The sequence below is a fragment of the Sinorhizobium arboris LMG 14919 genome, from assembly GCF_000427465.1.
In the GTDB taxonomy this organism is placed as follows: Bacteria; Pseudomonadota; Alphaproteobacteria; order Rhizobiales; family Rhizobiaceae; genus Sinorhizobium; species Sinorhizobium arboris.
In genome coordinates this window covers 1,762,337-1,784,324 of the sequence record NZ_ATYB01000014.1, presented here as the reverse complement: position 1 = coordinate 1,784,324, position 21,988 = coordinate 1,762,337, and the positions used below count along the sequence as shown (strand labels likewise).

At 62.7% G+C, this 21,988-nt stretch carries 22 protein-coding genes; 14 read left to right on the top strand and 8 right to left on the bottom strand.

All coding sequences use genetic code 11. The features are described 5' to 3' along the window. The first annotated feature begins 30 nt into the window (after positions 1–30). Complete coding sequence (locus SINAR_RS0119895) at positions 31–771, top strand: SDR family oxidoreductase (protein ID WP_028000692.1); 741 nt, start codon at positions 31–33, stop codon at positions 769–771. 26 nt (positions 772–797) lie between these two features. Then, the gene (locus SINAR_RS0119890) at positions 798–1,016 is read left to right on the top strand and encodes a tautomerase family protein (protein ID WP_028000691.1); all 219 of its coding nucleotides are present in this window, start codon (positions 798–800) and stop codon (positions 1,014–1,016) included. A 208-nt stretch (positions 1,017–1,224) separates the two neighbouring features. On the opposite strand, the gene SINAR_RS0119885 is transcribed toward SINAR_RS0119890, so the two are convergent. Next, positions 1,225–2,094, bottom strand: a complete 870-nt coding sequence (locus tag SINAR_RS0119885; protein ID WP_084617540.1) for an aldo/keto reductase family oxidoreductase — start codon at positions 2,092–2,094, stop codon at positions 1,225–1,227. Positions 2,095–2,210: 116 nt separating this feature from the next. Here SINAR_RS0119885 and SINAR_RS0119880 point away from each other — a divergent pair, with 116 nt between their 5' ends. Further along, complete coding sequence (locus tag SINAR_RS0119880) at positions 2,211–3,134, top strand: LysR family transcriptional regulator (protein WP_028000689.1); 924 nt, start codon at positions 2,211–2,213, stop codon at positions 3,132–3,134. Between the two features lie 103 nt (positions 3,135–3,237). Here SINAR_RS0119880 and SINAR_RS0119875 read toward each other — a convergent pair whose 3' ends face one another. Both SINAR_RS0119875 and SINAR_RS0119870 read right to left on the bottom strand, forming a co-directional pair. Continuing rightward, complete coding sequence (locus SINAR_RS0119875) at positions 3,238–3,627, bottom strand: RidA family protein (protein WP_028000688.1); 390 nt, start codon at positions 3,625–3,627, stop codon at positions 3,238–3,240. Positions 3,628–3,754: 127 nt separating this feature from the next. Then, on the bottom strand, positions 3,755–4,603 hold the full coding sequence (locus SINAR_RS0119870) for an SDR family oxidoreductase (protein ID WP_028000687.1): 849 nt from the start codon (positions 4,601–4,603) through the stop codon (positions 3,755–3,757). Positions 4,604–4,701: 98 nt separating this feature from the next. On the opposite strand from SINAR_RS0119870, the gene SINAR_RS0119865 reads away from it, so the two are divergent. Next, positions 4,702–5,604 (top strand): LysR family transcriptional regulator, encoded by a 903-nt coding sequence (locus SINAR_RS0119865; RefSeq protein ID WP_028000686.1) that lies wholly within the window; start codon positions 4,702–4,704, stop codon positions 5,602–5,604. A 193-nt stretch (positions 5,605–5,797) separates the two neighbouring features. Then, the gene (gene dusA / locus SINAR_RS0119860) at positions 5,798–6,964 is read left to right on the top strand and encodes a tRNA dihydrouridine(20/20a) synthase DusA (protein WP_084617537.1); all 1,167 of its coding nucleotides are present in this window, start codon (positions 5,798–5,800) and stop codon (positions 6,962–6,964) included. 186 nt (positions 6,965–7,150) lie between these two features. Here dusA and SINAR_RS0119855 read toward each other — a convergent pair whose 3' ends face one another. Next, a complete protein-coding gene (locus SINAR_RS0119855; protein WP_003535347.1) occupies positions 7,151–7,363 on the bottom strand; it encodes a cold-shock protein in 213 nt (70 codons plus the stop codon). A 525-nt stretch (positions 7,364–7,888) separates the two neighbouring features. On the opposite strand from SINAR_RS0119855, the gene SINAR_RS0119850 reads away from it, so the two are divergent. After that, positions 7,889–8,476, top strand: a complete 588-nt coding sequence (locus tag SINAR_RS0119850; RefSeq protein ID WP_028000684.1) for a J domain-containing protein — start codon at positions 7,889–7,891, stop codon at positions 8,474–8,476. A 256-nt stretch (positions 8,477–8,732) separates the two neighbouring features. Here the strand turns inward: SINAR_RS0119850 and SINAR_RS01000000133705 are convergent, their stop codons facing one another. Next, positions 8,733–9,383 carry a hypothetical protein gene (locus tag SINAR_RS01000000133705; RefSeq protein ID WP_033057519.1) on the bottom strand — a complete coding sequence of 217 codons (651 nt, stop codon included), beginning with the start codon at positions 9,381–9,383 and terminating at the stop codon, positions 8,733–8,735. Between the two features lie 283 nt (positions 9,384–9,666). Next, positions 9,667–12,612, bottom strand: coding sequence for an excinuclease ABC subunit UvrB (gene uvrB, locus SINAR_RS0119840; protein WP_028000683.1), 2,946 nt, complete (start codon positions 12,610–12,612; stop codon positions 9,667–9,669). A 197-nt stretch (positions 12,613–12,809) separates the two neighbouring features. On the opposite strand from uvrB, the gene SINAR_RS0119835 reads away from it, so the two are divergent. Then, positions 12,810–13,163, top strand: a complete 354-nt coding sequence (locus SINAR_RS0119835) for a DMT family protein (RefSeq protein ID WP_028000682.1) — start codon at positions 12,810–12,812, stop codon at positions 13,161–13,163. A gap of 43 nt (positions 13,164–13,206) precedes the next feature. Here the strand turns inward: SINAR_RS0119835 and SINAR_RS0119830 are convergent, their stop codons facing one another. Continuing rightward, a complete protein-coding gene (locus SINAR_RS0119830) occupies positions 13,207–13,797 on the bottom strand; it encodes a hypothetical protein (RefSeq protein WP_028000681.1) in 591 nt (196 codons plus the stop codon). Positions 13,798–13,807: 10 nt separating this feature from the next. After that, positions 13,808–14,197 (bottom strand): acyl-CoA thioesterase, encoded by a 390-nt coding sequence (locus SINAR_RS0119825; protein ID WP_028000680.1) that lies wholly within the window; start codon positions 14,195–14,197, stop codon positions 13,808–13,810. A gap of 209 nt (positions 14,198–14,406) precedes the next feature. Here SINAR_RS0119825 and SINAR_RS0119820 point away from each other — a divergent pair, with 209 nt between their 5' ends. From SINAR_RS0119820 to SINAR_RS0119780, 7 genes are all read left to right on the top strand, one after another. Beyond that, positions 14,407–16,221 (top strand): methyl-accepting chemotaxis protein, encoded by a 1,815-nt coding sequence (locus SINAR_RS0119820; RefSeq protein ID WP_028000679.1) that lies wholly within the window; start codon positions 14,407–14,409, stop codon positions 16,219–16,221. Positions 16,222–16,436: 215 nt separating this feature from the next. Continuing rightward, positions 16,437–16,991 carry a Kazal-type serine protease inhibitor domain-containing protein gene (locus SINAR_RS0119810; protein ID WP_028000678.1) on the top strand — a complete coding sequence of 185 codons (555 nt, stop codon included), beginning with the start codon at positions 16,437–16,439 and terminating at the stop codon, positions 16,989–16,991. Between the two features lie 318 nt (positions 16,992–17,309). Next, the gene (locus tag SINAR_RS0119800; RefSeq protein ID WP_028000677.1) at positions 17,310–18,500 is read left to right on the top strand and encodes an extensin-like domain-containing protein; all 1,191 of its coding nucleotides are present in this window, start codon (positions 17,310–17,312) and stop codon (positions 18,498–18,500) included. Between the two features lie 331 nt (positions 18,501–18,831). After that, positions 18,832–19,722, top strand: a complete 891-nt coding sequence (locus SINAR_RS0119795; RefSeq protein WP_028000676.1) for an MBL fold metallo-hydrolase — start codon at positions 18,832–18,834, stop codon at positions 19,720–19,722. Between the two features lie 10 nt (positions 19,723–19,732). Further along, positions 19,733–20,065 carry an ArsR/SmtB family transcription factor gene (locus SINAR_RS0119790; protein ID WP_028000675.1) on the top strand — a complete coding sequence of 111 codons (333 nt, stop codon included), beginning with the start codon at positions 19,733–19,735 and terminating at the stop codon, positions 20,063–20,065. 193 nt (positions 20,066–20,258) lie between these two features. Continuing rightward, positions 20,259–21,185 (top strand): ABC transporter ATP-binding protein, encoded by a 927-nt coding sequence (locus SINAR_RS0119785; protein WP_028000674.1) that lies wholly within the window; start codon positions 20,259–20,261, stop codon positions 21,183–21,185. Further along, complete coding sequence (locus SINAR_RS0119780) at positions 21,182–21,943, top strand: ABC transporter permease (protein ID WP_028000673.1); 762 nt, start codon at positions 21,182–21,184, stop codon at positions 21,941–21,943. The genes SINAR_RS0119785 and SINAR_RS0119780 overlap by 4 nt, the downstream gene beginning before the upstream one ends. Positions 21,944–21,988: the final 45 nt, after the last annotated feature.

Sequence of the window (21,988 nt, the reverse complement as noted above, 5' to 3'; positions counted from 1 at the left end):
TCTCCTGTTCGTCAAACAGGAGAGTATGACATGACCATCAAAGGACAACGCGCCGGGATCGTCACCGGAGCATCCAAGGGCATCGGCCGGGCCATCGCGCTACGGCTCGCAAAGGACGGCATCGCCGTCGTGGTGAATTATTCAAGCAGCAGTGAAGCTGCGGCCGCCGTGGTTGCGGAGATCGAGGCGGGCGGCGGCAAGGCGGTCGCGGTGCAAGCTGACATAAGCAGCCCGACCGCCGCTGCTGACATGTTCAATGCTGCCGAAGAGGGCTTCGGCGGCGCCGACATCCTCGTCAACAATGCGGGCATCCTGAAGCTGGCGCCGCTTGCCGATACCGACGACGCCAGCTTCGAGCAGCAGATAGCGATCAATCTCACCGGCACGTTCCGGGCCATGCGCGAAGCAGCCAGCCGGCTCCGTGACGGTGGCCGCATCATCAACTTCTCGTCCAGCGTCGTCGGCGCCTATGGGCCGACCTATGGAGCCTATGCTGCCAGCAAGGCGGCCGTCGAGGCGATGACCCACGTTGCCTCGAAGGAACTCGGTCGCCGGGGTATCACGGTCAATGCTGTCGCGCCCGGCCCGGTCGAGACCGAGCTTTTCATGACTGGCAAATCCGACGAACTGGTCCAGAGGATTGTCGGCACGATTCCGCTGGGGCGTCTGGGTCAGCCGGACGACATTGCCTCGGTCGTTTCCTTCCTTGCCGGCCCCGAAGGCGGCTGGGTGAACGGTCAGGTGCTCCGCGCCAATGGCGGCATGATCTGAAGCAGACCTCAGGAAGGGAGAATCCCATGCCATTCGTGAACATCAAGACGCCGGAAGGTGCGCTCAGCCGCGCCCAGAAGGAAGAAATCATGCACCGCACGACCGACATGCTCGTGGAGTATTTCTCCGAAGCGGCAAGGCCGCACACAATGGTGCTGATCGAGGAAGTGAAGGATGGCGGATACTGCCGTGCCGACGAGGTCTTCATCGTTCCCGACGATTACCGTGCGAAGGAAAGCAGTTGATTCCGAAGCTCATCGAGAGGCGGCGCGGACCTCCCGCGCCGCCTCTAGACTGCGAAAGCTCATGGCAACAACCAGCCCGGAAGCCTTCCGCCAAGGCTTGCAATCTCGTCCCGGTTTCTTCCTGCGTCATGCCATCCTCCTGTCGAGTGGCCGGATGAAACGGGCATGTCCGTCGACCGCCGCGCCCCGGGTCCATTCGCGGTCACCTTCAGGCGGGTACCATTCCGTCGAGTTCGGCTATTGCTTCTTCCGGGAGATCGACTTCGGCGGCGGCGAGGTTCTCCCTCAGATGCACGCGCGAGGAGGTGCCGGGGATCAGCAGGATGTTTGGTGCGCGTTTCAGCAACCAGGCGAGCGCCACCTGCATCGGCGTTGCGCCGAGCCGGGCAGCCACGTCGGACAGCGTCGAGGACTGCAGGGGCGAAAAGCCGCCGAGCGGGAAAAAGGGCACATAGGCGGTGCCGTCGGCGGCGAGCCGGTCGATCATGGCGTCGTCGGCGCGGTTGGCGAGATTGTACATGTTCTGCACGCAGACGATCTCCGTGATCCTGCGGCCGTCCTCGACCTGCCTCGCGGTCACGTTCGAAAGGCCGATATGCCGGATCAGCCCCTGCCGCTTGAGATCGGCCAGCACCGTGAGCGGCTCCTCGATCGAACCCTCGGCCGGGCCGTGCACGCTGAACATGGCGCGCAGGTTCACGACCTCGATGACGTCGAGTCCGAGATTCCGCAGATTATCATGCACGGCCTGCGTCAGTTCTTCCTTCGTGAAAGCCGGTATCCATGAGGCATCCGCGCCGCGCCTGGCGCCCACCTTGGTGACGATGACGAGATCGCCGCGGTAGGGGCGGAGCGCCTCCCGTATGATCTCGTTCGTCACGTGCGGGCCATAGAAGTCGCTGGTGTCGATGTGGTTGACGCCGCTCTCAACGGCTTCGCGCAGGACGGCGACCGCTTCCGCGCGATCCCGCGGCGGACCGAAAACGCCCGGGCCGGCGAGCTGCATCGCGCCATAGCCGAGCCGGTTCACCGCCCGGTCGCCGAGCATGAAAGTTCCTGATTCTACAACACTGGACATGCGCTGATCTCCGTTTTGAGCCACGAAAACGGGATTAAGCCTGTTCCATTGGCAGGACAATCAGCTAGCATCCGAACGGCCTGTACGGCACGCCGTACAATTGGTGGAGCGGGTATATGAAACGGGACAGGCCCGACATGGCGGATGTGGGCGCTTTCATGAAGGTGGCCCGGGCCGGCGGGTTCCGGGAGGCGGCTCGGGCGAGCGATATCAGCGCGTCGGCGCTGAGTGACGCCGTGCGGCGCCTCGAGGCGGAACTCGGCGTCAGGCTTTTCAACCGCACCACGCGCAGCGTGGTGCCGACCGAGGCTGGCCGCGGGCTGATGGAGCGGCTCGGACCGGCATTCGGCGAGATCAATGCCGCGATCGATTTCGCCCGCGGCTTTCGCGACCGCCCCGCCGGCGTCCTGAAACTCAACGTGCCGGTGAGCGCCGCACGGCTTGTACTGCCGGACATCGTGCCGGCCTTCCTCGCCGCCTATCCCGACATCCGGCTGGAAATCATGACCGACGAGAGTTTTGTCGACGTCATCGCCGCGGGCTGCGATGCCGGGATCCGCTACGACGAGCGGCTGCAGCAGGACATGATCGCCGTGCCGATCGGGCCGCGCGTCCAGCGCTATGCGAGCGGTGCCTCACCGGCCTATCTCGACGCGCATGGCCGGCCGCAGCATCCGCGCGACCTGCTTTCTCACAGCTGCATCCGCGGCCGTTTCGCGGGCCGGCCAGTCAGTCCCTGGGAGTTCGAACGCGACGGCGAGGCGGTGACGATCGACCCGCCCACGTCCCTCGTGGTGCAGGCAGGCGGTGGCTCGGATCTCGGGATCGCAGCGGCGATTGCCGGAACCGGCATCGTCTCGATCTTCGAGGACTGGCTGCGTCCGCACTTCGAAAGCGGAGCGCTGGAGCCCGTGCTGGAGCCGTGGTGGCTGAGCTTTGCCGGCCCTTTCCTTTACTATCCCGGGCGCCGGCTGGTGCCGGCGCCCCTGCGGGCCTTCATCGACTTCATCAGGGCCATGCCGCCAGGTGGAGCCGGTTGAGCAATGAAGGCCTCGTATCGGCATCTTGGAGGCTTAATCAAGCGGTTACGGGCGATATCGCTCCAGGGGCATCAGCGCCTGTCTGCCAGTTCGCCGCCGATCCTCAGGGAATGCGGGCGATCACCTTGATCTCGAAGTCGAATCCCGCGAGCCAACTGACGCCCACCGCCGTCCAGTTCGGATAGGGAGGTCCGCCGATCTCTTCAGCCCGGACAGCCATCACTGTCTCGAGCTGCTCGACCGGGTCGGTGTGAAAGGTGGTGACGTCGACGACGTCGTCAAGGCTGCAGCCGGCGGCCGCCAGGACCGCGCGCAGATTGGCGAAGGCTCGCCGAACCTGACCTTCGAAAGTCTGCTCGGGCGAGCCGTCTTCACGGCTGCCGACCTGACCCGATACGAAGAGAAGATCGCCGGAGCGAATGGCTGCTGAATATCGGTGGACATCGTACAAGGCGTGGCGGTTGGCCGGATAGACGGCTTCACGTTTAGGCATCTTATTTTTCTTTCTGTGCTGGTTGAGGAAAGACCGGCAGTGGCTAGACTCTCGGGGACACCCCATCTTGGGCAAAGAGGCTGAATGGCGCGGCGGCGCCGCTCCGTCGTGACAAGCGGCGCGCGGATCACAGCCGCGCCAACTCCCCGCCCGTGAAATCCGCGGCGACCGCGAGATCCTTCTGTCCGTCGAGCTCGTCGATGCGCCCACCCAGTGCCTTCCGGATTCCGGCATAGGCGTCGGCACCTAGCACCAGCCGCTTCGGAAGTGGTCCCGCCTGATCGGCAAGCCTGATCATAGCGTCCGTCATGCGGTCGGGATCGCCCTTGATGATCCAGGAGCCGCGGGTGGCCTCGCGAATCCGATCGGCAGGGGTTCCGTCATAGATCGCGAGCGGCTCGGTCCGCACAAGATTGCCGCCGAAGGCGGTTCGCGCCGGTCCCGGTTCTATCAGTGTGAACTCGATGCCGAAGGGAGCCGTTTCCTGCGCTACGGACTCGACGAAGCCCTCGATTCCCCACTTGCTCGCGTGATAGAGGCTGAAAGCCGGGTAGGCGATCTGGCCCCCCTCGCTCGACACCTGCAGAATCCGGCCGCCACCCTGGTCGCGCAGATGCGGCAATGCTGCCCGGATGAGTGTGATCGAGCCGACGAGGTTGGTGTCAATGATATCCCGCACCTGAACGTCGCTGGCTTCTTCGGCGGCGCCGAGCAGGCCATATCCCGCGTTGCTGACGAGGATGTCGATGTGAGCTGACGCCGCGAAGGCGCGGTCGACTCCGGCGCGGACCGAGCGCTGATCCTTGAGGTCCATCGCGACGATGTCGAGCCGTTGAGGATAGCGTGAACGCAGGTCGGCAAGCGCGTCTTCGCTGCGGCTGGCGCCGACGACGCGGTCCCCTCGGGCGAGCGCCTTCTCCACCAGTAGCCGGCCCAGGCCGGACGATACACCTGCTATGAGCCAGGTCTTCTCCATTTCCATATCTCCGAGTTGATGGCAGGCAGGAGATAGGGCGGCCGCATTACGAACATTAGCCCTTGAAATCGGCATGAGCTGATGCAAAATCCCCATCAATGCCCCGCCCGTCGCTCAACGATCTCGCTGCCTTCATGGCCGTCGCCACGCACCGCAGCTTCCGCCGGGCGTCTGATGAGATCGGCATGGCGCCTTCCACCTTGAGCCATTCCATACGGGGGCTGGAGGAGCGCATGGGCGTGCGTCTCCTGAACCGCACCACACGCAGCGTCTCGCCGACGGAAGCTGGTTTCCAGTTGCTCGACCGGCTTCAGCCGGCGCTCGCCTCATTGGATGAGGCGCTCGACAGTATCGCTGGGTTCCGGGGGCAGGTCGCGGGAACGGTTCGCATCAATACGCCACGGCTATTGGCCGGGCTTCTGGTCCGCAGGGTTCTCCCGAAAATGGCGAAACTCTATCCGGAGGTGACGGTGGACATCGTCGTCGAGGGACGGCTCATCGATATCGTCTCAACCGGGTTCGATGCCGGCATACGCCTCCTGGGATCTGTTCCCAAGGACATGATCGCAGTACGGTTTGCACGTCCCTTGACATTCATCTGTGTCGCGTCGCCCGCTTATCTCGATCAGTTCGGCGAGCCTGGTACCCCTGAGGAACTTCAGCGCCATCGTTTGATCGGCCACCGCATGCCCAGCGGCAAACTCTATCGATGGGAGTTCGAGCGCGCCGCTCAGGAGATCGTCATCGACTCTAACGGCTCCGTCATTCTCGACGACGAGGAGTTGATGGTGGACGCGGCGACAGAGGGTCTGGGCGTCGCCTATGTGGCCGATTGGGCCGCCGAAGCAGCCCTGTCCGATGGCCGGCTGCGCAGAGTCCTCGCCGCATGGATGCCCGCTCCGGAAGGCGTTGCAGCCTATTACCCTGGACATCGCGCCGTGCCGCCGGCGCTGCGAGCCTTTCTGGATGTCGTGGGCGAGTTGCGGAAGCAAGAGCCTTGACCGGAGGTCGAGCGGCCGTCCCGCTATCTGGCTGGCCGCTTGCGGGATAGCGGGCTCGCCCCCTTTCGGGGTCAACACCTGCCCTTTGTTCGGCCCATCTCCCCCGATCGATTCCTCTGGTGTATCGCTCGATCGCTTTTGCTAAGGTCGGATCGAGGGCGACAGCACCGGCAATCGGCGGATCTGGCACAAAATGAGCGTGAACGAGACGGAGAAGACACCATTGCAAGCGGCCGAAAAAGAGAACTATTTCAAAGCGCCCGTCTTCGCCGTGGCGCCTATGCTCGACTGGACCGATCGTCATTATCGGTTCTTCGCACGCCTGCTTTCGCGGCACGCTCTGCTCTACACCGAGATGATCGTTGCGGATGCTATCCTGCGCGGCGACCGGGAAAAGCTGCTCGGCCACGACGCTTCGGAAAATCCGGTCGCCCTGCAGCTCGGCGGCAACGATCCGGCGAAGATGGCGCAGGCCGCGCGTATTGCCGAAAGCTTCGGCTACGACGAAATCAACATGAATGTCGGCTGCCCGTCCGACCGGGTGCAATCCGGCACCTTCGGCGCGTGTCTGATGCAGGAACCGGTGCGGGTCGCCGACTGCATCGCGGCAATGAAAGCGGCAGTCAAGATTCCTGTTACGGTCAAATGTCGCATCGGCGTCGACGATCAGGATCCGGAAGTGGCGCTTCGCGACCTTGTCCAGGGTGTCAAGGATGCGGGAACGGATGCCGTCTGGGTGCATGCGCGTAAGGCGTGGCTGCAGGGCCTTAGCCCAAGAGAGAACCGCGAAATTCCCCCGCTCGATTACGGCCTCGTGCACCGGCTCAAGGCGGAAAACGCGAATCTTTTTATCGGTCTCAATGGTGGTCTTCAAGGGCTGGACCAAGCGCTCGCCCATCTCGATCCGCGGTCGCTGCCTGCTGGGAGAGACATGAAGTCCGCGCCGAAGGCTGTGGACGGCGCTCCTCTCGACGGCATTATGCTCGGCCGCGCGGCCTATCACGACAGCGGACTGCTGACGGCTGCCGACGGCTATTTCGGTCATCCGCTGACGGGTGCCGGGCCCGTGCCGATCGATCCGGACGACTTTTCCGATCGCAACCATAATCTGTCGCTCGAATTCTGGTCCGGTATCCGGGACGTCATGGCGGACTATGCTGCCGCGCATCTCGACAATGGCGGCCGGCTGATTCACGTCACCCGCCATATGGTCGGGCTTTTTCAAGGCTGGCCAGGCGCACGGCGCTACCGCCAGATTCTCTCCACGGCGCCCGCACGCAAGGAAGCCGGGCCGCAGGTCATCCATGAGGCGTTCGAGGCCGTGTTCGAAGCCGTGACGGCAAGGCAGGCGGCAGAGTAGGGCGCCGGGACGGGGGCCCTGCGGCAGCGCCGGTTATTTTCGATTCGGGGCGGTCCCTCATCCCGCGCCGCGACCTACCGCCCTTTACGGGAAGCAGGTTCCGGCAGGTGGATGACGGGCAGCTGTCCAAAGAAAAACGGCGCCTCCTGCGAAGCGCCGTTCTTCAAACTCTGTCGAACGCCAGGCTTAGAGGGCCTGGAGGTTGACAGCCTTCGGGCCCTTGCCCATGCGATCCGGCTCCGTGTCGAAGCTGACCTCCTGGCCATCGTTCAGCGTAGTGAGGCCTGCGGCCTGAACAGCGGTGATATGGACGAAAACGTCCTTCGAACCGCCTTCCGGCGTGATGAAACCAAAACCCTTGTCCTGGTTGAAGAATTTGACGATGCCTTTGGTGGCCATGGAAGAAGTCCTTTTCCTTCAGTCTGTCTTTGCCGCAACCCTGCGCTTCATTAGCACGCATCGGTTGCTTTAGGTAGTGTGTCCGCGCCCCCGGGAGGAAGCGAACGTATCGTCTTCAGCGAAATGCGCTGAGAGGCGTCGAGTGGTCACGATATCGGGGAAAAGACGTCTACGATGCCGCTTGCGGCTGTCCCGGCGTCAAGCCGGGCTCAAAGCGAAAGTCCAGTCTCCGGGATTGAAAACGCCCGAACAGAGATAGGAGTGGCAGTATTCGGGGAAAAAGGCAAGCGGGGAGTTCTTGCGATCTCGCGCCGGCTGCAATGCCCTGCGCAGAAAGACCTGCGTGATTTCCCGGCGGCACGTGCCGCAAGGCAAATATCGTGGATTGCCTCGTTTCGACCATATTTTCGTCGCGGCTCTGAGCTGAGCGTGCGTTCTCCCTGCGAGCCTCACGGGCTTGCTGCTGCCGCGGTGAACCGGTAGGTCTATATTGGAGACGAATATGACGATGAGCAGGTGGCCGGCGTGATCGATCCCTATGCCCTTCTTGGAATTGACCGCGACGCCGACGAACGGGCGATCCGGACAGCCTATCGCCGGGCGGTGAAGACTGCACATCCGGACCGCGGTGGTGACGCTGAGCAGTTCGGCAAGCTGCAGGCGGCCTACGATCTCCTGAAGGACCCGGTGCGCCGCAAAGTCTATGACGATACCGGCTACGATCCGCAGCTTGCCGATCCGAAAGACTTGAAGGGCCTGATGATGCTCGAGACGCTTGTCAACGATTTCATCCTCGACGAGCGTGAGCCCGGGAGTTTCGATCCGGTCGCGGCGATGCGGCGCAAGCTCTCCGACGACATCGTCAAGAATCGGTTCCACATCCTGGAACTGGAGCGTCACCGCTCCCGCGTGCGCAAACATCTCGACCGCCTCGGCCGGCGGCCGGAGACGGACGTGCTCGGCTCCATGCTGCGCGCCCGCAGCCAGTCGATCGCAGAGGCGATCAAGAATGCCGAAGGGCAGATCGAAGCGATCGAGCAAGCCTACACGATGCTCGAGGGTTATTCCTATGAACTGGAGGCAGTGGAGGCGAAGGCGCGCGCGGCGGAATAGGTCAGGGTCGTAACGCATTTCCGCACGCGAGTGCGTCGTTCAAAGCGTTTAAATGCTCGTCGGGGAGTCGAGCGTTGCCGCGCGTACCGGTAGGGGCACGCCGTGCCGGCTGCTACGGGCCGGACGCGGCGTGCGGGGTCTCATTTGCCGTCGGCGTTGTCGAGCGTTCCTGCAACCAATCCTTCAGTCGCCTGACCTGCCCGCATCGCTGTGATCGCTGTCCTGGTTGCCTTTGAGGCCGCGATCTTGGCTGCCTTTACTGGGTATCTTGATTACCTTTGCCGGTATCTTGATTACCCTTGCCGGTGTCTTGATTACCCTTGCCGGTATCTTGATTACCCTTGCCGGTATCTTGGTTACCCTTGCCGGTGTCTTGGTTACCCTTGCCGGTGTCTTGGTTACCCTTGCCAGGGTCTTGGTTGCCCTTGCCGGGATCTTGGCCACCGCCGCCGCCGGGATCGCCGCCGTTACCGCCGCCACCGCCGCCACCGCCGCCGCCGCCGTTGCCGCCGTTGCCGCCGCCGTTACCGCCGCCGCCATTACCGCCGCCGCCATTACCGCCGCCGCCGTTGCCGCCGCCACCGCCGCCACCGCCGTTACCGCCGCCACCGTTATTGCCATCCCCGTTCCCGGGTCCGTCGGTAGACGTCGTGGAAAAGGCGTTGCCAATGGCCGCCGTGGAGAGGGGCGGACACTGCTCTATTTGCCCGGCTGTGAGGAGTTCAGCTCTGTTCTGAGCCATGCAGCAGGCTTCATAATTCGCGTCCGTCAGAGGGGTGCACTGTTCGGCCATGAGTATTGGACCCGTAGTGGCCTGGGCGCGCGCGGGAACAGTTGCGGATGCGAAAAAACCGACCGAGATGAGAGCGAGGCCGGTGCTCGTGAGAAAGACATTCAGGGTCTTCATTGTTTCCTCCCTAAATTAGTGACAACTTAAATTCGTATCGGGAGGAAAATGTTCCGTAAAAATTTATGGGTTACATGGCCGTATCCGGGCTAATCCTTTTGGGTTACCCTTAAAAATGAAGGCTGCATGTCGTCGCGCTCATCCTCGCGGTCGCTCTCGCACTTTCCCTGAATGCGATGACGGCTACGCGCAGCGTATGGCCGGCTGCTGCGGCGGCGGCAGCTGGTAGTATTCTGTAACGGGTAAGCGCCCCAGAGCGTCCTCGGAATCCGGTGCGGCTGGCTCACCGCCCCGGCCGGCCCGTCTTCCCTTTCGTCCGCCCCTTGCGCCCTTTCTCCTCTGCCGGGTCTTCGTAGGAGCCGACGCCTGGCTTGGCGCGGGTGAGAGTCGGTTTTTCCGGGGCCTGTCCCGGCACCGGCTTCTCCGTGCGGCCGACGGTCATTTCGTCCAAGGTGTTTTTCCTGAACAGCGACCGCCCCTCATCCGCCTTTCGAACACCGTCTTCCTGCCCGCGGGGAGAAGGGACCGCCACGTCGCGACCCATTTCGTCGAGCTCGGGTTTGCGGAAGAGGGGGCGTTCGGTGTCGGTCCCCGGACCCATGTCGTCGAGCGAGGGTTTCTGGAAGTAGGACTCTGATTGCGCCACATCCTTGTGGGGAGCATGACCCGGCGGGAGAGAGGCTGTGGTGCCGGACGCACCCTGGCTGCCTCGTTTGCTGTTCTCCTGCGATTTCGCTTCCTCTCGCGCCATCGGGTCGTCCAACACGGCCAGCTCCGCGGCCTTGAGGCGCTTGATCTCGTCGCGCAGGCGTGCGGCCTTTTCGAAGTCGAGATCGGCGGCGGCGTCGCGCATCTGTTTTTCGAGCGCGTTGAGATGTGCCTGGAGATTATTGCCGACGAGGTGGCCGCCATCAGCAAAGCCCTTGCCGGCGACGCCGGAGATGTCGGCGCGGACATGGTCGCGTTCGTAGACAGAATCGAGAATGTCGGAGATCTTCGCCTTGACCGATTCCGGCGTGATGCCGTGCTCGGCATTGTAGGCCATCTGTTTCTCGCGGCGGCGGCTGGTCTCGTCCATTGCCCGCTGCATCGAGCCGGTGATCGTGTCGGCATAAAGGATGACCTTGCCGTCGACGTTACGGGCGGCGCGGCCGATCGTCTGGATGAGGGAGGTTTCCGAACGCAGGAACCCTTCCTTGTCCGCATCCAGGATCGCGACGAAGCCGCATTCGGGAATGTCGAGGCCCTCGCGCAGGAGGTTGATGCCGACCAGCACGTCGAAGGCGCCGAGGCGCAGGTCGCGGATGATCTCGATGCGCTCCAGCGTGTCGATGTCGGAATGCATATAACGCACCCGCACGCCCTGTTCGTGCAGATATTCGGTGAGGTCCTCGGCCATGCGCTTGGTGAGCACGGTGACCAGGGTGCGGTAACCCGCGGCGGCGGTCTCGCGGATCTCGCCGAGCACGTCGTCCACCTGCGTCTTGGCGGAACGCACCTCCACCGGCGGATCGATGAGGCCGGTCGGGCGGATGACCTGTTCGGCGAAGACGCCGCCGGATTGCTCCATCTCCCAGGCACCGGGGGTGGCCGATACGGCGATCGTGTCCGGGCGCATCGCGTCCCATTCCTCGAAGCGCAGCGGCCGGTTGTCCATGCAGGACGGCAGGCGGAAGCCGTATTCCGCAAGCGTTGCCTTGCGGCGGAAGTCGCCGCGATACATGCCGCCGATCTGCGGAATGGTGACATGACTTTCGTCGATGAAGATCAGCGCATTGTCCGGAATATACTCGAACAGCGTCGGCGGCGGCTCGCCCGGCCTGCGGCCGGTGAGATAACGCGAATAGTTCTCGATGCCCTGACAGGAACCGGTGGCTTCGAGCATTTCGATGTCGTAACGGGTGCGCTGCTCCAGCCGCTGCGCTTCCAGGAGGCGTCCGGCGCGCTCCAGCTCGGCAAGGCGCTGGCTCAGTTCGTCCTTTATCGCCTTGATGGCGGCGTTCAACGTCGGACGCGGCGTCACATAGTGCGAATTGGCGTAGATCTTCACCGACTTGAGGTCGCCGGTCTTCTGGCCAGTGAGCGGATCGAATTCGGTGATGGAGTCGATCTCGTCTCCGAACATGGAGATGCGCCAGGCGGCATCCTCCAGGTGGGCGGGAAAGATCTCGATCGTGTCGCCGCGGACGCGGAAGGACCCGCGCTGGAAATCCATGTCACGGCGCTTGTACTGCTGCGCCACAAGATCGGCGAGCAACTGCCGCTGGTCGAGCCGGTCGCCGATGCTCATCTGAAAGGTCATCGCCGTATAGGTCTCGACCGAGCCGATACCGTAGATGCAGGAAACCGAGGCGACGATGATGACGTCGTCGCGTTCGAGGAGCGAGCGCGTCGCCGAGTGGCGCATCCGGTCGATCTGCTCGTTGATCGAGGATTCCTTCTCGATATAGGTGTCCGAACGTGGGACGTAGGCTTCCGGCTGATAGTAGTCGTAATAGGAGACGAAATATTCGACCGCGTTGTCGGGGAAGAAGTTCTTGAACTCGGAATAGAGCTGCGCGGCGAGCGTCTTGTTCGGCGCCAGAATGACGGCGGGGCGCTGCGTCGCCTCGATCACCTTGGCCATGGTGAAGGTTTTTCCCGAGCCGGTGACCCCGAGCAGCACCTGGTTGCGCTCGCCGGACGAGAGGCCGTCGACCAGGTCTGCGATCGCCGTCGGCTGGTCGCCCGCGGGTTCGTAGTCCGATTGCATGCGGATGGCGATGCCGCCTTCGGACTTTTCGGGCCGGGCCGGGCGGTGCGGCGTCCAGAGCGTGCCGTCCTTGAACAGCGGATTGCCGCTCTCGATGAGCTTGGCGAGTGCCTCGACGGTGGCGGTGACGCCCGAGCCCGACGTGAGCTTGTCGGCATCCTCCAGCGCCACATCGAGGCCGGCGACGGGATTCAGCCCCGCAGCCGCGCGCGTCTTCGGATCGGTCGTTCCGCCCATCGATGTGCCGCGCGCGGATTTCGAGGCGGAGATTTCCACCTTCTTGCGATGCCGGCCCGCCTTCGAGGCTACCTCGCGCCGGCTTTCGAAGGTGCTCGCTTCCGCTTCCGATTCGAGCTGCCTGACCCAGTCGGAGACATTGCCGGAGAGCGGCGTGCCCGAAAGCGGCGCCTGCGGGGTTTCTTCGAAACCGCCGGGTGCCGGCGCCTTCTTCGGAGTATTTTTCGGTGATCGGGCCATGGCGGGAATATGGACAGAGTCAGTTCGAAAGGGAAGGGGGAACGAGTACAAAAGGGAAACGGACGCGCGATTTTTCAATGGCCGCCGGACCTGTTGGGCAGCCGATCGAATCGTCGCACCGAGAGCCGAAGATACTTGCAACGCCGGCGTCCGGCAGAGCATTCTCGGCTGGCGATTCGCGCTCTCCCGAGGTTTCCATGCCATTTGCCGTCAATCCCGCCTATGTCTGGCCGGTCATCCTGCTGCTTCTCTCCAATGTCTTCATGACCTTCGCCTGGTACGGCCATCTGAAATTCACTTCGTCGCCGCTGTACATCGTTATCGCCGCAAGCTGGGGAATTGCCTTTTTCGAATATTGGCTGGCGGTGCCGGCGAACCGCATCGGGCATTCGGTCTATTCGGCGGCCCAGCTGAAGACGATGCAGGAGGTGATCACGCTCACCATTTTCGTGCTCTTCTCGATCTTCTGGCTGAAGGAACCGATTGGCTGGCATCAGTTCATCGGCTTCGCCCTGATCGCGCTCGGGGCGTCGTTCATCTTCAAAGGGTGAGACATCGCCGTGGTCTGCCCCTCATTCCCCTGACGGGACCTTCTCAATCGAGCAGGTCGAAAGCGCGATACATCCATGTGAGCTGGTAAAGAACCGCGCCCACCAGAAACGACGCATGGAAGCGCCGATTGGGCGTGACCGCCGCGACGATGCAGAGCGCGATGTAGGCCCCGTTGCGCAGCGGATATTCGATCCCGAAGGACTGGAAATAGGCTTTACCTTTCAAGGCCGTATCGATGAGATCGACCGCGAATGCGAGGGCAAGGAAGCCGAAGAACCAGGCGCGCCTGGAAATGAAATAATGTTCGTAGCCGCTGTACTCGTCGAGCGTCGTCGGGAAGAGGAACACGCATAGAAGAAAGAAGACGCAGCTATAGAGGATGACGAACAGGTAGACGCTGACATCGATCACCGCCAGCGAGTGCAGGTGGTACTCCCACCACCAGAAGTGGATCAGGAAGACGAACATGAACAGCACCCAGCCGAGATGTATCCAGTAGACCTTCGTCTTGCCCGGGTGCTGCACGAAAAGCGCAACGCCGCTGAGGAGCCGTGCAAGCGAGAGGCTGATCACCATGCCCATGACGACGCGTATGTGCGAAAAGATCGCCGGATCGGGCTGCACCTGCTCCATGGACGTCCGCCTATTGCTCGGCAGGAACCGGCGTCGGCTTGCCGGTCGAGTCGAGCGCCACCATCACGAAGATCGCGTCGGTAACCTTCTCCATGACATGGGAGAGGTAACGCTGTGCCCAGGCCTCGACCTTGAGCGTCATCGACGTCCGCCCGACCTTGACGATATCGGTATAGATGCAGAGCGTGTCGCCGATCTTCACCGGCAGCGCAAAGGCCATTTCCTTTACCGCCGCAGTCACGACGCGGCCCCTTGCACGCTCGGCGGCCCGGATGCCGCAGGAAAGGTCCATCTGCGCCATCACCCAGCCGCCGAAGATGTCGCCGGCGGCATTGGCGTCGCCGGGCATTGCGAGCGTGCGCAAAGTCAGTTCGCCGTTCGGCTTGCTTGCTGCATTCATGCGGCCTGTCTCCCTTGCTGACGAACAAGGTTTAACCCACTGCCGTCGGGCGAGCAAAGAGCGCCGGAACAATTTCACGCTGAGGCAGCAAAGACGCCGCGCGTGACGCTTCAATCGTTAATTCGATCACCCTCAAATCTAGTGAGCGTTTGTTAGGAGCTTTGCAAATAGCCGCTCATATTCTGCATGCCTCGAAATGGAGGCAGGGGATGAGAAGAATTCGGATTTCGGCGCGTCTTTACGCGCTGGTCGCGTTTGCGCTTTTGACGATGGCGGCAGCGCTGACCTTCGGGCTGATCCAGGCGCAGGACAAGCTCGTTGCCGAGCGCAAGGCCATGCTCGCGGCGATGAACGAGAACGCTATCACTGTGTTCGATGCCTATCATAGCCAGGAAAAGGCCGGAACACTCACGCGCCAGGAGGCGCAAAGCCGCGCTCTGGAAGCGATCAGGGCGATGCGCTACCAGGACAGCGGCTATTTCTGGGTGAACGACATGCATCCCAAAATGGTGATGCATCCGATCAAGCCTGAACTCGACGGCGCCGACCTGACGCAGAACAAGGATCCGAACGGGAAATTCCTGTTCGTTGAATTCGTGAAGACGGTGCAGGCGCATGGCAGGGGCTTCGTCGATTATTACTGGCCGAAGCCCGGTGCCGACGAGCCGGTGCTGAAATATTCGCATGTGGCCGGCTTCGAGCCCTGGGGTTGGGTGGTCGGGACCGGCGTTTATGCCGACGACCTCGCCGCCATGTTCCGCGAGCGCGCCTGGCAGATGGCCGGCATTCTGGTGGCTGCGGCTCTCGCGATCCTCATGGCGGCCCTGGCGATCGTGCGCAGCGTGGTTCGGCCCATCGAAAAGCTGAAGGTCTCCATGCGGGCAATCGCAGACGAAGACCTTTCCTCGGAGGTTCCGGAGACCGATCGCGGCGACGAGATCGGCCAGATGGCGAAGGTGCTCGTCGTCCTGCGTGACTCCGTCAAGGAGCGCCTCGAACTGCGCTCCCGCGAGGCGGAGCAGCAGGATCGCCTGGAGGCCGAGCGGCGCGGCAACGAAGACCGCCAGCGTACCACTGCCGCAACCCAGGCCGAGGCCATGGAGACACTCGGCGCCGCGCTCGAGCGGCTGGCAAACGGCGACCTTACCGCCGAGGTTGCCCGGATCGCGCCGGAATACGCCAAGCTCAAGGACGACTTCAATACGGCGGTCGCCGCGCTTCGCGACGTCATAGGCGCCATATCGCAGTCCACCGAAGTCGTCCACGGCAGCGCCGCCGATATTTCAGAGGCGGCGAACAACCTGTCGCGCCGTACCGAGCAGCAAGCGGCCGCTCTCGAAGAGACAGCGGCAGCGCTCGACGAGATCACCTCAACGGTGCGCCATGCGTCGGACCGCGCCCTCGAGGCACGCGACATGGTGGACGAGACAAGGGCGAGTGCTGCGAAATCCGGCGGCATCGTGCGCAATGCGATCGATGCCATGGGGCGGATCGAAGCCTCGTCGAGCCGCATCAGCCAGATCATCGGCGTGATCGACGAGATCGCCTTCCAGACAAACCTGCTGGCGCTCAATGCAGGCGTCGAGGCGGCGCGGGCAGGGGAAGCCGGCCGCGGCTTCGCCGTGGTTGCCCAGGAGGTCCGCGAGCTCGCGCAACGCTCGGCCGGCGCGGCAAAGGAGATCAAGGAGCTGATAGGCACTTCGGTGAAGCAGGTCGGTGCCGGCGTCGAACTCGTCCGCTCGACGGGCGATGCGCTGATGGAGATCGAGGTTCTGGTCAACCGCGTCAACGAGCAGGTGGCCTCGATCGCCACCGCGGCTCGGGAACAGGCCACTGGACTGCAGGAAGTCAACACCGCCGTCAACAGCATGGACCAGATGACGCAGCAGAACGCGGCCATGGTCGAGGAGACGACCGCGGCAAGCCAGACGCTGGCGCAGGAAAGTCGTGAACTGAAGGCGCTGCTCGAACAGTTCCGGCTCGCGGAACAGGACGTTCAGCCGGCCTATGGCAGGGCAGCCTGACGATATCGGCGGGAGAGTCGGAAATGGCCCGCAGCCGGAAGGATGCGGGCCTCTTCCTACGGTTGACGACCCGTCGGGATGGCCTCCTCATGTCGGTAGCGGTGTGGATGGCGTATCCCGCGGCAGTTGACGCGAGACCGCAAGAGAGGCGAGATGGGTGAAGGGAGGATGGGCATTCGCACCCGATCCCGAAACGCCAAACAAGGGGGAGACCTGTGTTGCCTTTCAAGCGTTTCATCATGAAGTCGGCCGCCGTTTTCCTGGTCGCCGTCGGCTTCCTTTCGGCCTGTACCGTCGTGGTCGACGAGCCGCGGCCCGGCCCGGGACCGATCCGCCCGCCGGGTCCGCAAATGTGCACCATGGAATTCGCTCCGGTCTGCGGCGAACGCGGCAACCGCATGCGGACCTTCCCCAATGCCTGCCAGGCACGCGCCGACGGCTTCCGTGTCGTTCATCGCGGTGAATGCCGGCCGGCGTCCCGTCCGCCGGAAGAACAGGCCTGCACGCGTGAGTTTTCGCCGGTTTGCGGGCAGCGCGGGCCGAGAAGGCAGACCTTCCCCAACTCCTGCATGGCGCGTGCCGAGGGCTTCCGCATCATCGCACCGGGTGAATGCCGCCGCGAGGACGATCGCCCGCAGCAACCGCAATTCTGCACGCGGGAGTTCGCGCCGGTCTGCGGCGAGCGAAACGGACGTTCGAGAACGTTCCCGAATGCCTGCGAGGCACGAGCGGACGGCTTCCGCGTCGCCCATCCCGGGGAATGCCGCTAAGCGTTACGCGCACTCCGGTCGCGCCCTACAGCGCCGCGCGTCCTATCAGACGCGCAAAGGTCGCAGCAGCCGGACGGAAACCGGCAATGACGAGGACCGCAGTCGCGAGAATGCGGACCCCGTCATTTCCGGCAGCTCGCCCGATTTGGCGAGCCGCACGAAAGGCTTCGTTTACCACGTTTGCATAAATTAGGTCGCAAGGCCGACTTTCTCGACCGTGCGCCCGTTTGGCGACATCCCGCACGTTCATTCTCGGCCGTGGGCAGGCGGCGCACTGACAAGGCCGAAGCTTTGTCATGGATGAAGGCGGCAATCAGTATGGCGTATGTTTCTCTTCTCCATCGTCCATTGGCGGCGCTGCTATTGTCCATTCCGCTCGTTGCCTGCACGACCGACGTGCTTGCGCCGCCGGCCCGGATCGACGGGGGGTCCCGTGTCGGCGCGATCAGACCGGCGCCTGCCGCCATGCCGGAACAGGGAGTCGCTGCCTATCCGTCGTCAGACCCCGTCGCTATGACCAGCCAGAGCTCGGTTGCCCCGGTATCCGATGACGCGATGCCTGTGCCGCAAGACCAGCTTGCCGCGGCCGGGCCGATGACGATTCCCTCCGAGGGAGTGAACATGGATACCATGCTCGGCGTCGAGCCGGTCGTGGGATTGGCGCAGGAACAGGCCGGCGAAATCGCCGAGGGCAACACGACGCAGCCGGTCGTGGCCGGTATCGGCGAAAACGATCTGCGCCAGCTTGCCGGAGCGCCGCAGCCGATGCCGGTGGCCAAGGCCGATCCCGGCTATGATCCCGACTTGCCGCCGCTGGCCCCACAGGGCGCCGCGCAAGCGAACAGGGCCGGTATGCTCCAGCCGCAGCGGGCGGCGCGGACGCAGGAGCCGCAGCAGGTCGCTTTCATACCACGCGTCCGCAGCCCGCTGTCCGCGCCGGAATATACCGGCGAAATGCCGGGTTCGGAGGTCGCGTGCCGGCAGCGGTTGAAGAAGCTGGGCGTCGTGTTTCGCGACGTGCCGCGCATCCAAAACGGTCCGTCCTGTGGCATCGACTACCCGATAGAGCTCAGCGGGCTTTCCGGCAATATCGCCGTCAAGCCAGCGGTGAAGCTCAACTGCCAGGTGACCGAAGCCTTTGCCAAATGGGTGAAGTACGAGCTCGCGCCGTCGTCGCGCTACCGTTACTGGTCTGGCGTGAAGACGATCAAGCCTCTCGGCGGCTATTCCTGCCGGACGATGAACTCCCGTCGCGGCAATCCCATGTCGGAACATGCGCGCGGCAATGCGATCGATGTCGGAAAATTCGTGCTGAAGAACGGCAAGGAAATCGATGTGCGCAGGAAAGGCCTCTTCGCATTCCGCGAGCGAGGGCTGTTGAAGGCCGTGCGCACCGATAGCTGCAAGTACTTCAACACCGTGCTCGGGCCCGGCAGCGATCCTTTCCACAAGGACCATTTCCATTTCGATCTGAGGACGCGCAAGTCCGGTTACCGGCATTGCGACTAAGACCTCCCTGTGCTCGCCACAAGGATGCCAGCCAGACCAAGTTCCCCGCGCCGAGGACGCGGTGCTGCTCTCATTCATGATTTTGGGCCGACCCGGCCTAAAATCATCGTGATCTAAGCGCGGCCGGGCCGGGCGACCTGAATGCGGAGTTTGGACATGACCGGCCTCCGGCGCTCAATAAACCAGATTCGGTATTAGCGGTCGGAGAAGCGGTGCGGTAAGTTTCCTTTGCGGCCGGTACTGGCTGGATACTGGCCGGATCGACGCATCTTCATAGCTGGATTGACGATATTTATTATATTTAATCGTATATTTATAATGGAGGGCGACCATGCCTGCAGCGGCGACGGCACGACCAAGTGTCAAAGGCTTCTACGAAGCCCGCTCGGGGAGCATCCAATATGTCGTTGCAGATCCACTGACGAAACGCTGTGCGATCATCGACCCGGTGCTCGACTTCGACGAGAAGTCAGGATCGATCAAGACCGAGCAGGCGGACTTGATCCTCGGCCATATCGCCGAAAATGGCCTGACGGTCGAATGGATCCTGGACACCCATCCCCATGCGGATCATTTTTCAGCCGCCGCATATTTGAAGGAGAAGACGGAGGCCCCGACGGGTATCGGATGCGAGGTGGTCCGCGTCCAGGAGCTCTGGAAGAAGATCTACAACTGGCCGGAGCTTGCGACGGACGGCTCGCAATGGGATCACCTTTTCGCGGACGGCGAGCGCTTTTTCCTCGGTTCGCTCGAAGGCCGCGTGATCTATTCGCCGGGCCACACACTTGCTTCGATCACCTATGTCATCGCCGACGCGGCCTTCGTGCATGACACGATCTTCATGCCGGACGGCGGAACCGCGCGCGCGGACTTTCCAGGAGGGGACGCGCGTCAACTGTGGCGCTCCATAGGCGCAATTCTCGCCCTGCCGGATGAAACCCGCGTTTTCACCGGCCATGACTACCGGCCGAACGGGCGTGAGCCGCGCTGGGAAAGCACGGTCGGCGAAGAGAAGCGCTGCAATCCGCATGTTGCCGGCATGAGCGAGGATGCCTTCGTCAAGCTGCGAGAGGCGCGCGACCGCACGCTGCCGATGCCCAAGCTGATCCTGCATGCGCTTCAGGTCAATGTCCGCGGCGGCCGCTTACCGGAACCGGAGGCCAACGGCGCTCGTTACCTGAAGTTTCCACTCAACGCGCTCAATGGAGCGGCGTGGGGCTGAGGGCATGACCATGGGAACGGTGACGAAATTCCGGAACTTTCGCCCTTGCATGAGCGAGCGGGCAGACGAAGCTGCGGCGCTGCTCAAGGCGGCCGCGAACCAGAACCGGCTGATGATCCTGTGCACCCTCATCGAAGGCGAGCACTCGGTCGGTCAGTTGGAGGAGACGCTCGGCATCCGCCAGCCGTCCTTGTCGCAGCAACTGACCGTGCTGCGTGAGGCCGGGATCGTCGCGACGCGACGCGACGCTAAGCAGATTTTCTACCGTCTCGCCGAGGAGAAGGCCGTGAGGCTGGTAATGGCGCTATACGAAATCTTCTGTCGCCAGGGGAGTGGACGCTGAGTGCGGTCTCAATCCGTATAAGGCGCCATTTCGCTGGCCTTTCGTCTCATTCGGCATCGGCAAGGGGCCGCTGAAGCAACTGCTTTGACGGAGTGTCAACGGAAATTTGGCGTAGATGGGCTGCAAATCCGTGTGAATCGGCCCATATAGAGCAGCACCCCGCCGAGTTTGTACCTCTTCCCGGATAAATTTCATGGCGCCAATCGTTTCCGTTTCCAATCTGTCGAAGACCTATGCCTCGGGTTTTCAGGCTCTGAAGGGCGTCAGCCTCGCCATCGAAGAGGGCGAGATTCTAGCGCTCCTTGGTCCGAACGGCGCCGGCAAGACGACGCTGATCTCGATCGTCTGCGGCATCGTCAACGCGACCGGCGGCACGGTTACCGTCGGCGGCCACGATGTCGTTCGCGACTTCCGCCAGACGCGGGCGATGATAGGCCTGGTGCCGCAGGAACTGACGACCGATGCTTTCGAGACCGTGTGGAACACCGTTTCCTTCTCTCGCGGGCTTCACGGCAAGAAGCCGGACCCGGCACATATCGAAAAGGTGCTGAAAGACCTGTCGCTCTGGAACAAGAAGGACAGCACGCTGCGCGAGCTGTCCGGCGGCATGAAGCGGCGCGTGCTGATCGCCAAGGCGCTCTCGCACGAGCCCCGCGTCCTTTTCCTCGACGAGCCGACGGCCGGCGTCGACGTCAGCCTGCGCAAGAGCATGTGGGAGGTCGTGCAGCGGCTGCGCGCTTCGGGCGTGACGATCATTCTGACGACACATTACATCGAAGAAGCGGAGGAAATCGCCGACAGGATCGCGGTAATCAACAGCGGCGAGATATTGCTGGTCGAGGACAAGAACGCGCTGATGACGAAGCTCGGACGCAAGCAGCTGCGCGTCGATCTGGCCCAACCTTTGGATGGGATTCCCGATTCCCTCGCTTCCTACAATTTGCAGCTCGAGGACGATGGCGAACGACTGATCTACGAGTACGACACCAGCGCGGAGCGGACGGGCATCACGGCGCTGCTCGCGGCGCTGGCCGAGGCGGGAATAAGGCTCAGGGACATTTCCACGAGGCAGAGTTCGCTCGAGGATATATTCGTTGAAATCGTGGAGGCGGGGCGATGAATATCGAGGCGGTCAAATCCATCTATTTCTTCGAAATGGCGCGCACGCGCCGCACGCTTCTTCAAAGCGTGGTTTCGCCCGTCATCTCCACCTCGCTTTACTTCATCGTCTTCGGTGCCGCCATCGGCGCGCGCATCCAGGAAATTGACGGGATCTCTTACGGCGCCTTCATCACGCCGGGCCTCATGATGCTGACGCTTCTGACGCAATGCATCGGCAACGGCTCCTTCGGCATCTACTTCCCGAAGTTCACCGGCACGATCTACGAGGTGCTGTCGTCGCCGATATCCATGCTGGAGATCGTGCTCGGCTATGTAGGGGCGGCGGCGACGAAGGGATTGATGATCGGTACGATCATTTTGATCACGGCATCGCTCTTCGTCGATCTCAGTATCGCCCACCCCTTCGTAATGATTTTCTTCTTCGTTCTGACGGCGGTGACCTTCAGTCTTTTCGGCTTCATCATCGGCATCTGGGCGAAGGATTTCGAGCAGCTCAACCTCATCCCGATGCTGGTGGTCCCGCCGCTCGTCTTCCTCGGAGGCAGTTTCTATTCGATCGATATGCTGCCGCCATTCTGGCGGGCGGTGAGCCACTTCAATCCGGTCCTCTATCTGATCAGCGGTTTCCGCTGGAGTTTCTTCGAGATCTCCGACGTCAATCCGCTTGCCAGTGCGGCGATCATCCTCGTCTTTCTCGCTTTGTGCATGTCAGTTCTGACGTGGATTTTCCGGACCGGATACAAGCTGCGCAATTAGAGCACTTTCAGGAAACGTTGAAATGCTCCAACCGGAACCCGGCGG

Bases quoted from the DNA above. Each gene is read 5' to 3' on its own strand.
- SINAR_RS0119895 (WP_028000692.1), top strand. From the start codon at position 31: ATGACCATCAAAGGACAACGCGCCGGGATCGTCACCGGAGCATCCAAG.
- SINAR_RS0119890 (WP_028000691.1), top strand. From the start codon at position 798: ATGCCATTCGTGAACATCAAGACGCCGGAAGGTGCGCTCAGCCGCGCC.
- SINAR_RS0119885 (WP_084617540.1), bottom strand. From the start codon at position 2,094: ATGTCCAGTGTTGTAGAATCAGGAACTTTCATGCTCGGCGACCGGGCG.
- SINAR_RS0119880 (WP_028000689.1), top strand. From the start codon at position 2,211: ATGAAACGGGACAGGCCCGACATGGCGGATGTGGGCGCTTTCATGAAG.
- SINAR_RS0119875 (WP_028000688.1), bottom strand. From the start codon at position 3,627: ATGCCTAAACGTGAAGCCGTCTATCCGGCCAACCGCCACGCCTTGTAC.
- SINAR_RS0119870 (WP_028000687.1), bottom strand. From the start codon at position 4,603: ATGGAGAAGACCTGGCTCATAGCAGGTGTATCGTCCGGCCTGGGCCGG.
- SINAR_RS0119865 (WP_028000686.1), top strand. From the start codon at position 4,702: ATGCCCCGCCCGTCGCTCAACGATCTCGCTGCCTTCATGGCCGTCGCC.
- dusA (WP_084617537.1), top strand. From the start codon at position 5,798: ATGAGCGTGAACGAGACGGAGAAGACACCATTGCAAGCGGCCGAAAAA.
- SINAR_RS0119855 (WP_003535347.1), bottom strand. From the start codon at position 7,363: ATGGCCACCAAAGGCATCGTCAAATTCTTCAACCAGGACAAGGGTTTT.
- SINAR_RS01000000133705 (WP_033057519.1), bottom strand. From the start codon at position 9,383: ATGAAGACCCTGAATGTCTTTCTCACGAGCACCGGCCTCGCTCTCATC.
- uvrB (WP_028000683.1), bottom strand. From the start codon at position 12,612: ATGGCCCGATCACCGAAAAATACTCCGAAGAAGGCGCCGGCACCCGGC.
- SINAR_RS0119835 (WP_028000682.1), top strand. From the start codon at position 12,810: ATGCCATTTGCCGTCAATCCCGCCTATGTCTGGCCGGTCATCCTGCTG.
- SINAR_RS0119830 (WP_028000681.1), bottom strand. From the start codon at position 13,797: ATGGAGCAGGTGCAGCCCGATCCGGCGATCTTTTCGCACATACGCGTC.
- SINAR_RS0119825 (WP_028000680.1), bottom strand. From the start codon at position 14,197: ATGAATGCAGCAAGCAAGCCGAACGGCGAACTGACTTTGCGCACGCTC.
- SINAR_RS0119820 (WP_028000679.1), top strand. From the start codon at position 14,407: ATGAGAAGAATTCGGATTTCGGCGCGTCTTTACGCGCTGGTCGCGTTT.
- SINAR_RS0119800 (WP_028000677.1), top strand. From the start codon at position 17,310: ATGGCGTATGTTTCTCTTCTCCATCGTCCATTGGCGGCGCTGCTATTG.
- SINAR_RS0119795 (WP_028000676.1), top strand. From the start codon at position 18,832: ATGCCTGCAGCGGCGACGGCACGACCAAGTGTCAAAGGCTTCTACGAA.
- SINAR_RS0119790 (WP_028000675.1), top strand. From the start codon at position 19,733: ATGGGAACGGTGACGAAATTCCGGAACTTTCGCCCTTGCATGAGCGAG.
- SINAR_RS0119785 (WP_028000674.1), top strand. From the start codon at position 20,259: ATGGCGCCAATCGTTTCCGTTTCCAATCTGTCGAAGACCTATGCCTCG.
- SINAR_RS0119780 (WP_028000673.1), top strand. From the start codon at position 21,182: ATGAATATCGAGGCGGTCAAATCCATCTATTTCTTCGAAATGGCGCGC.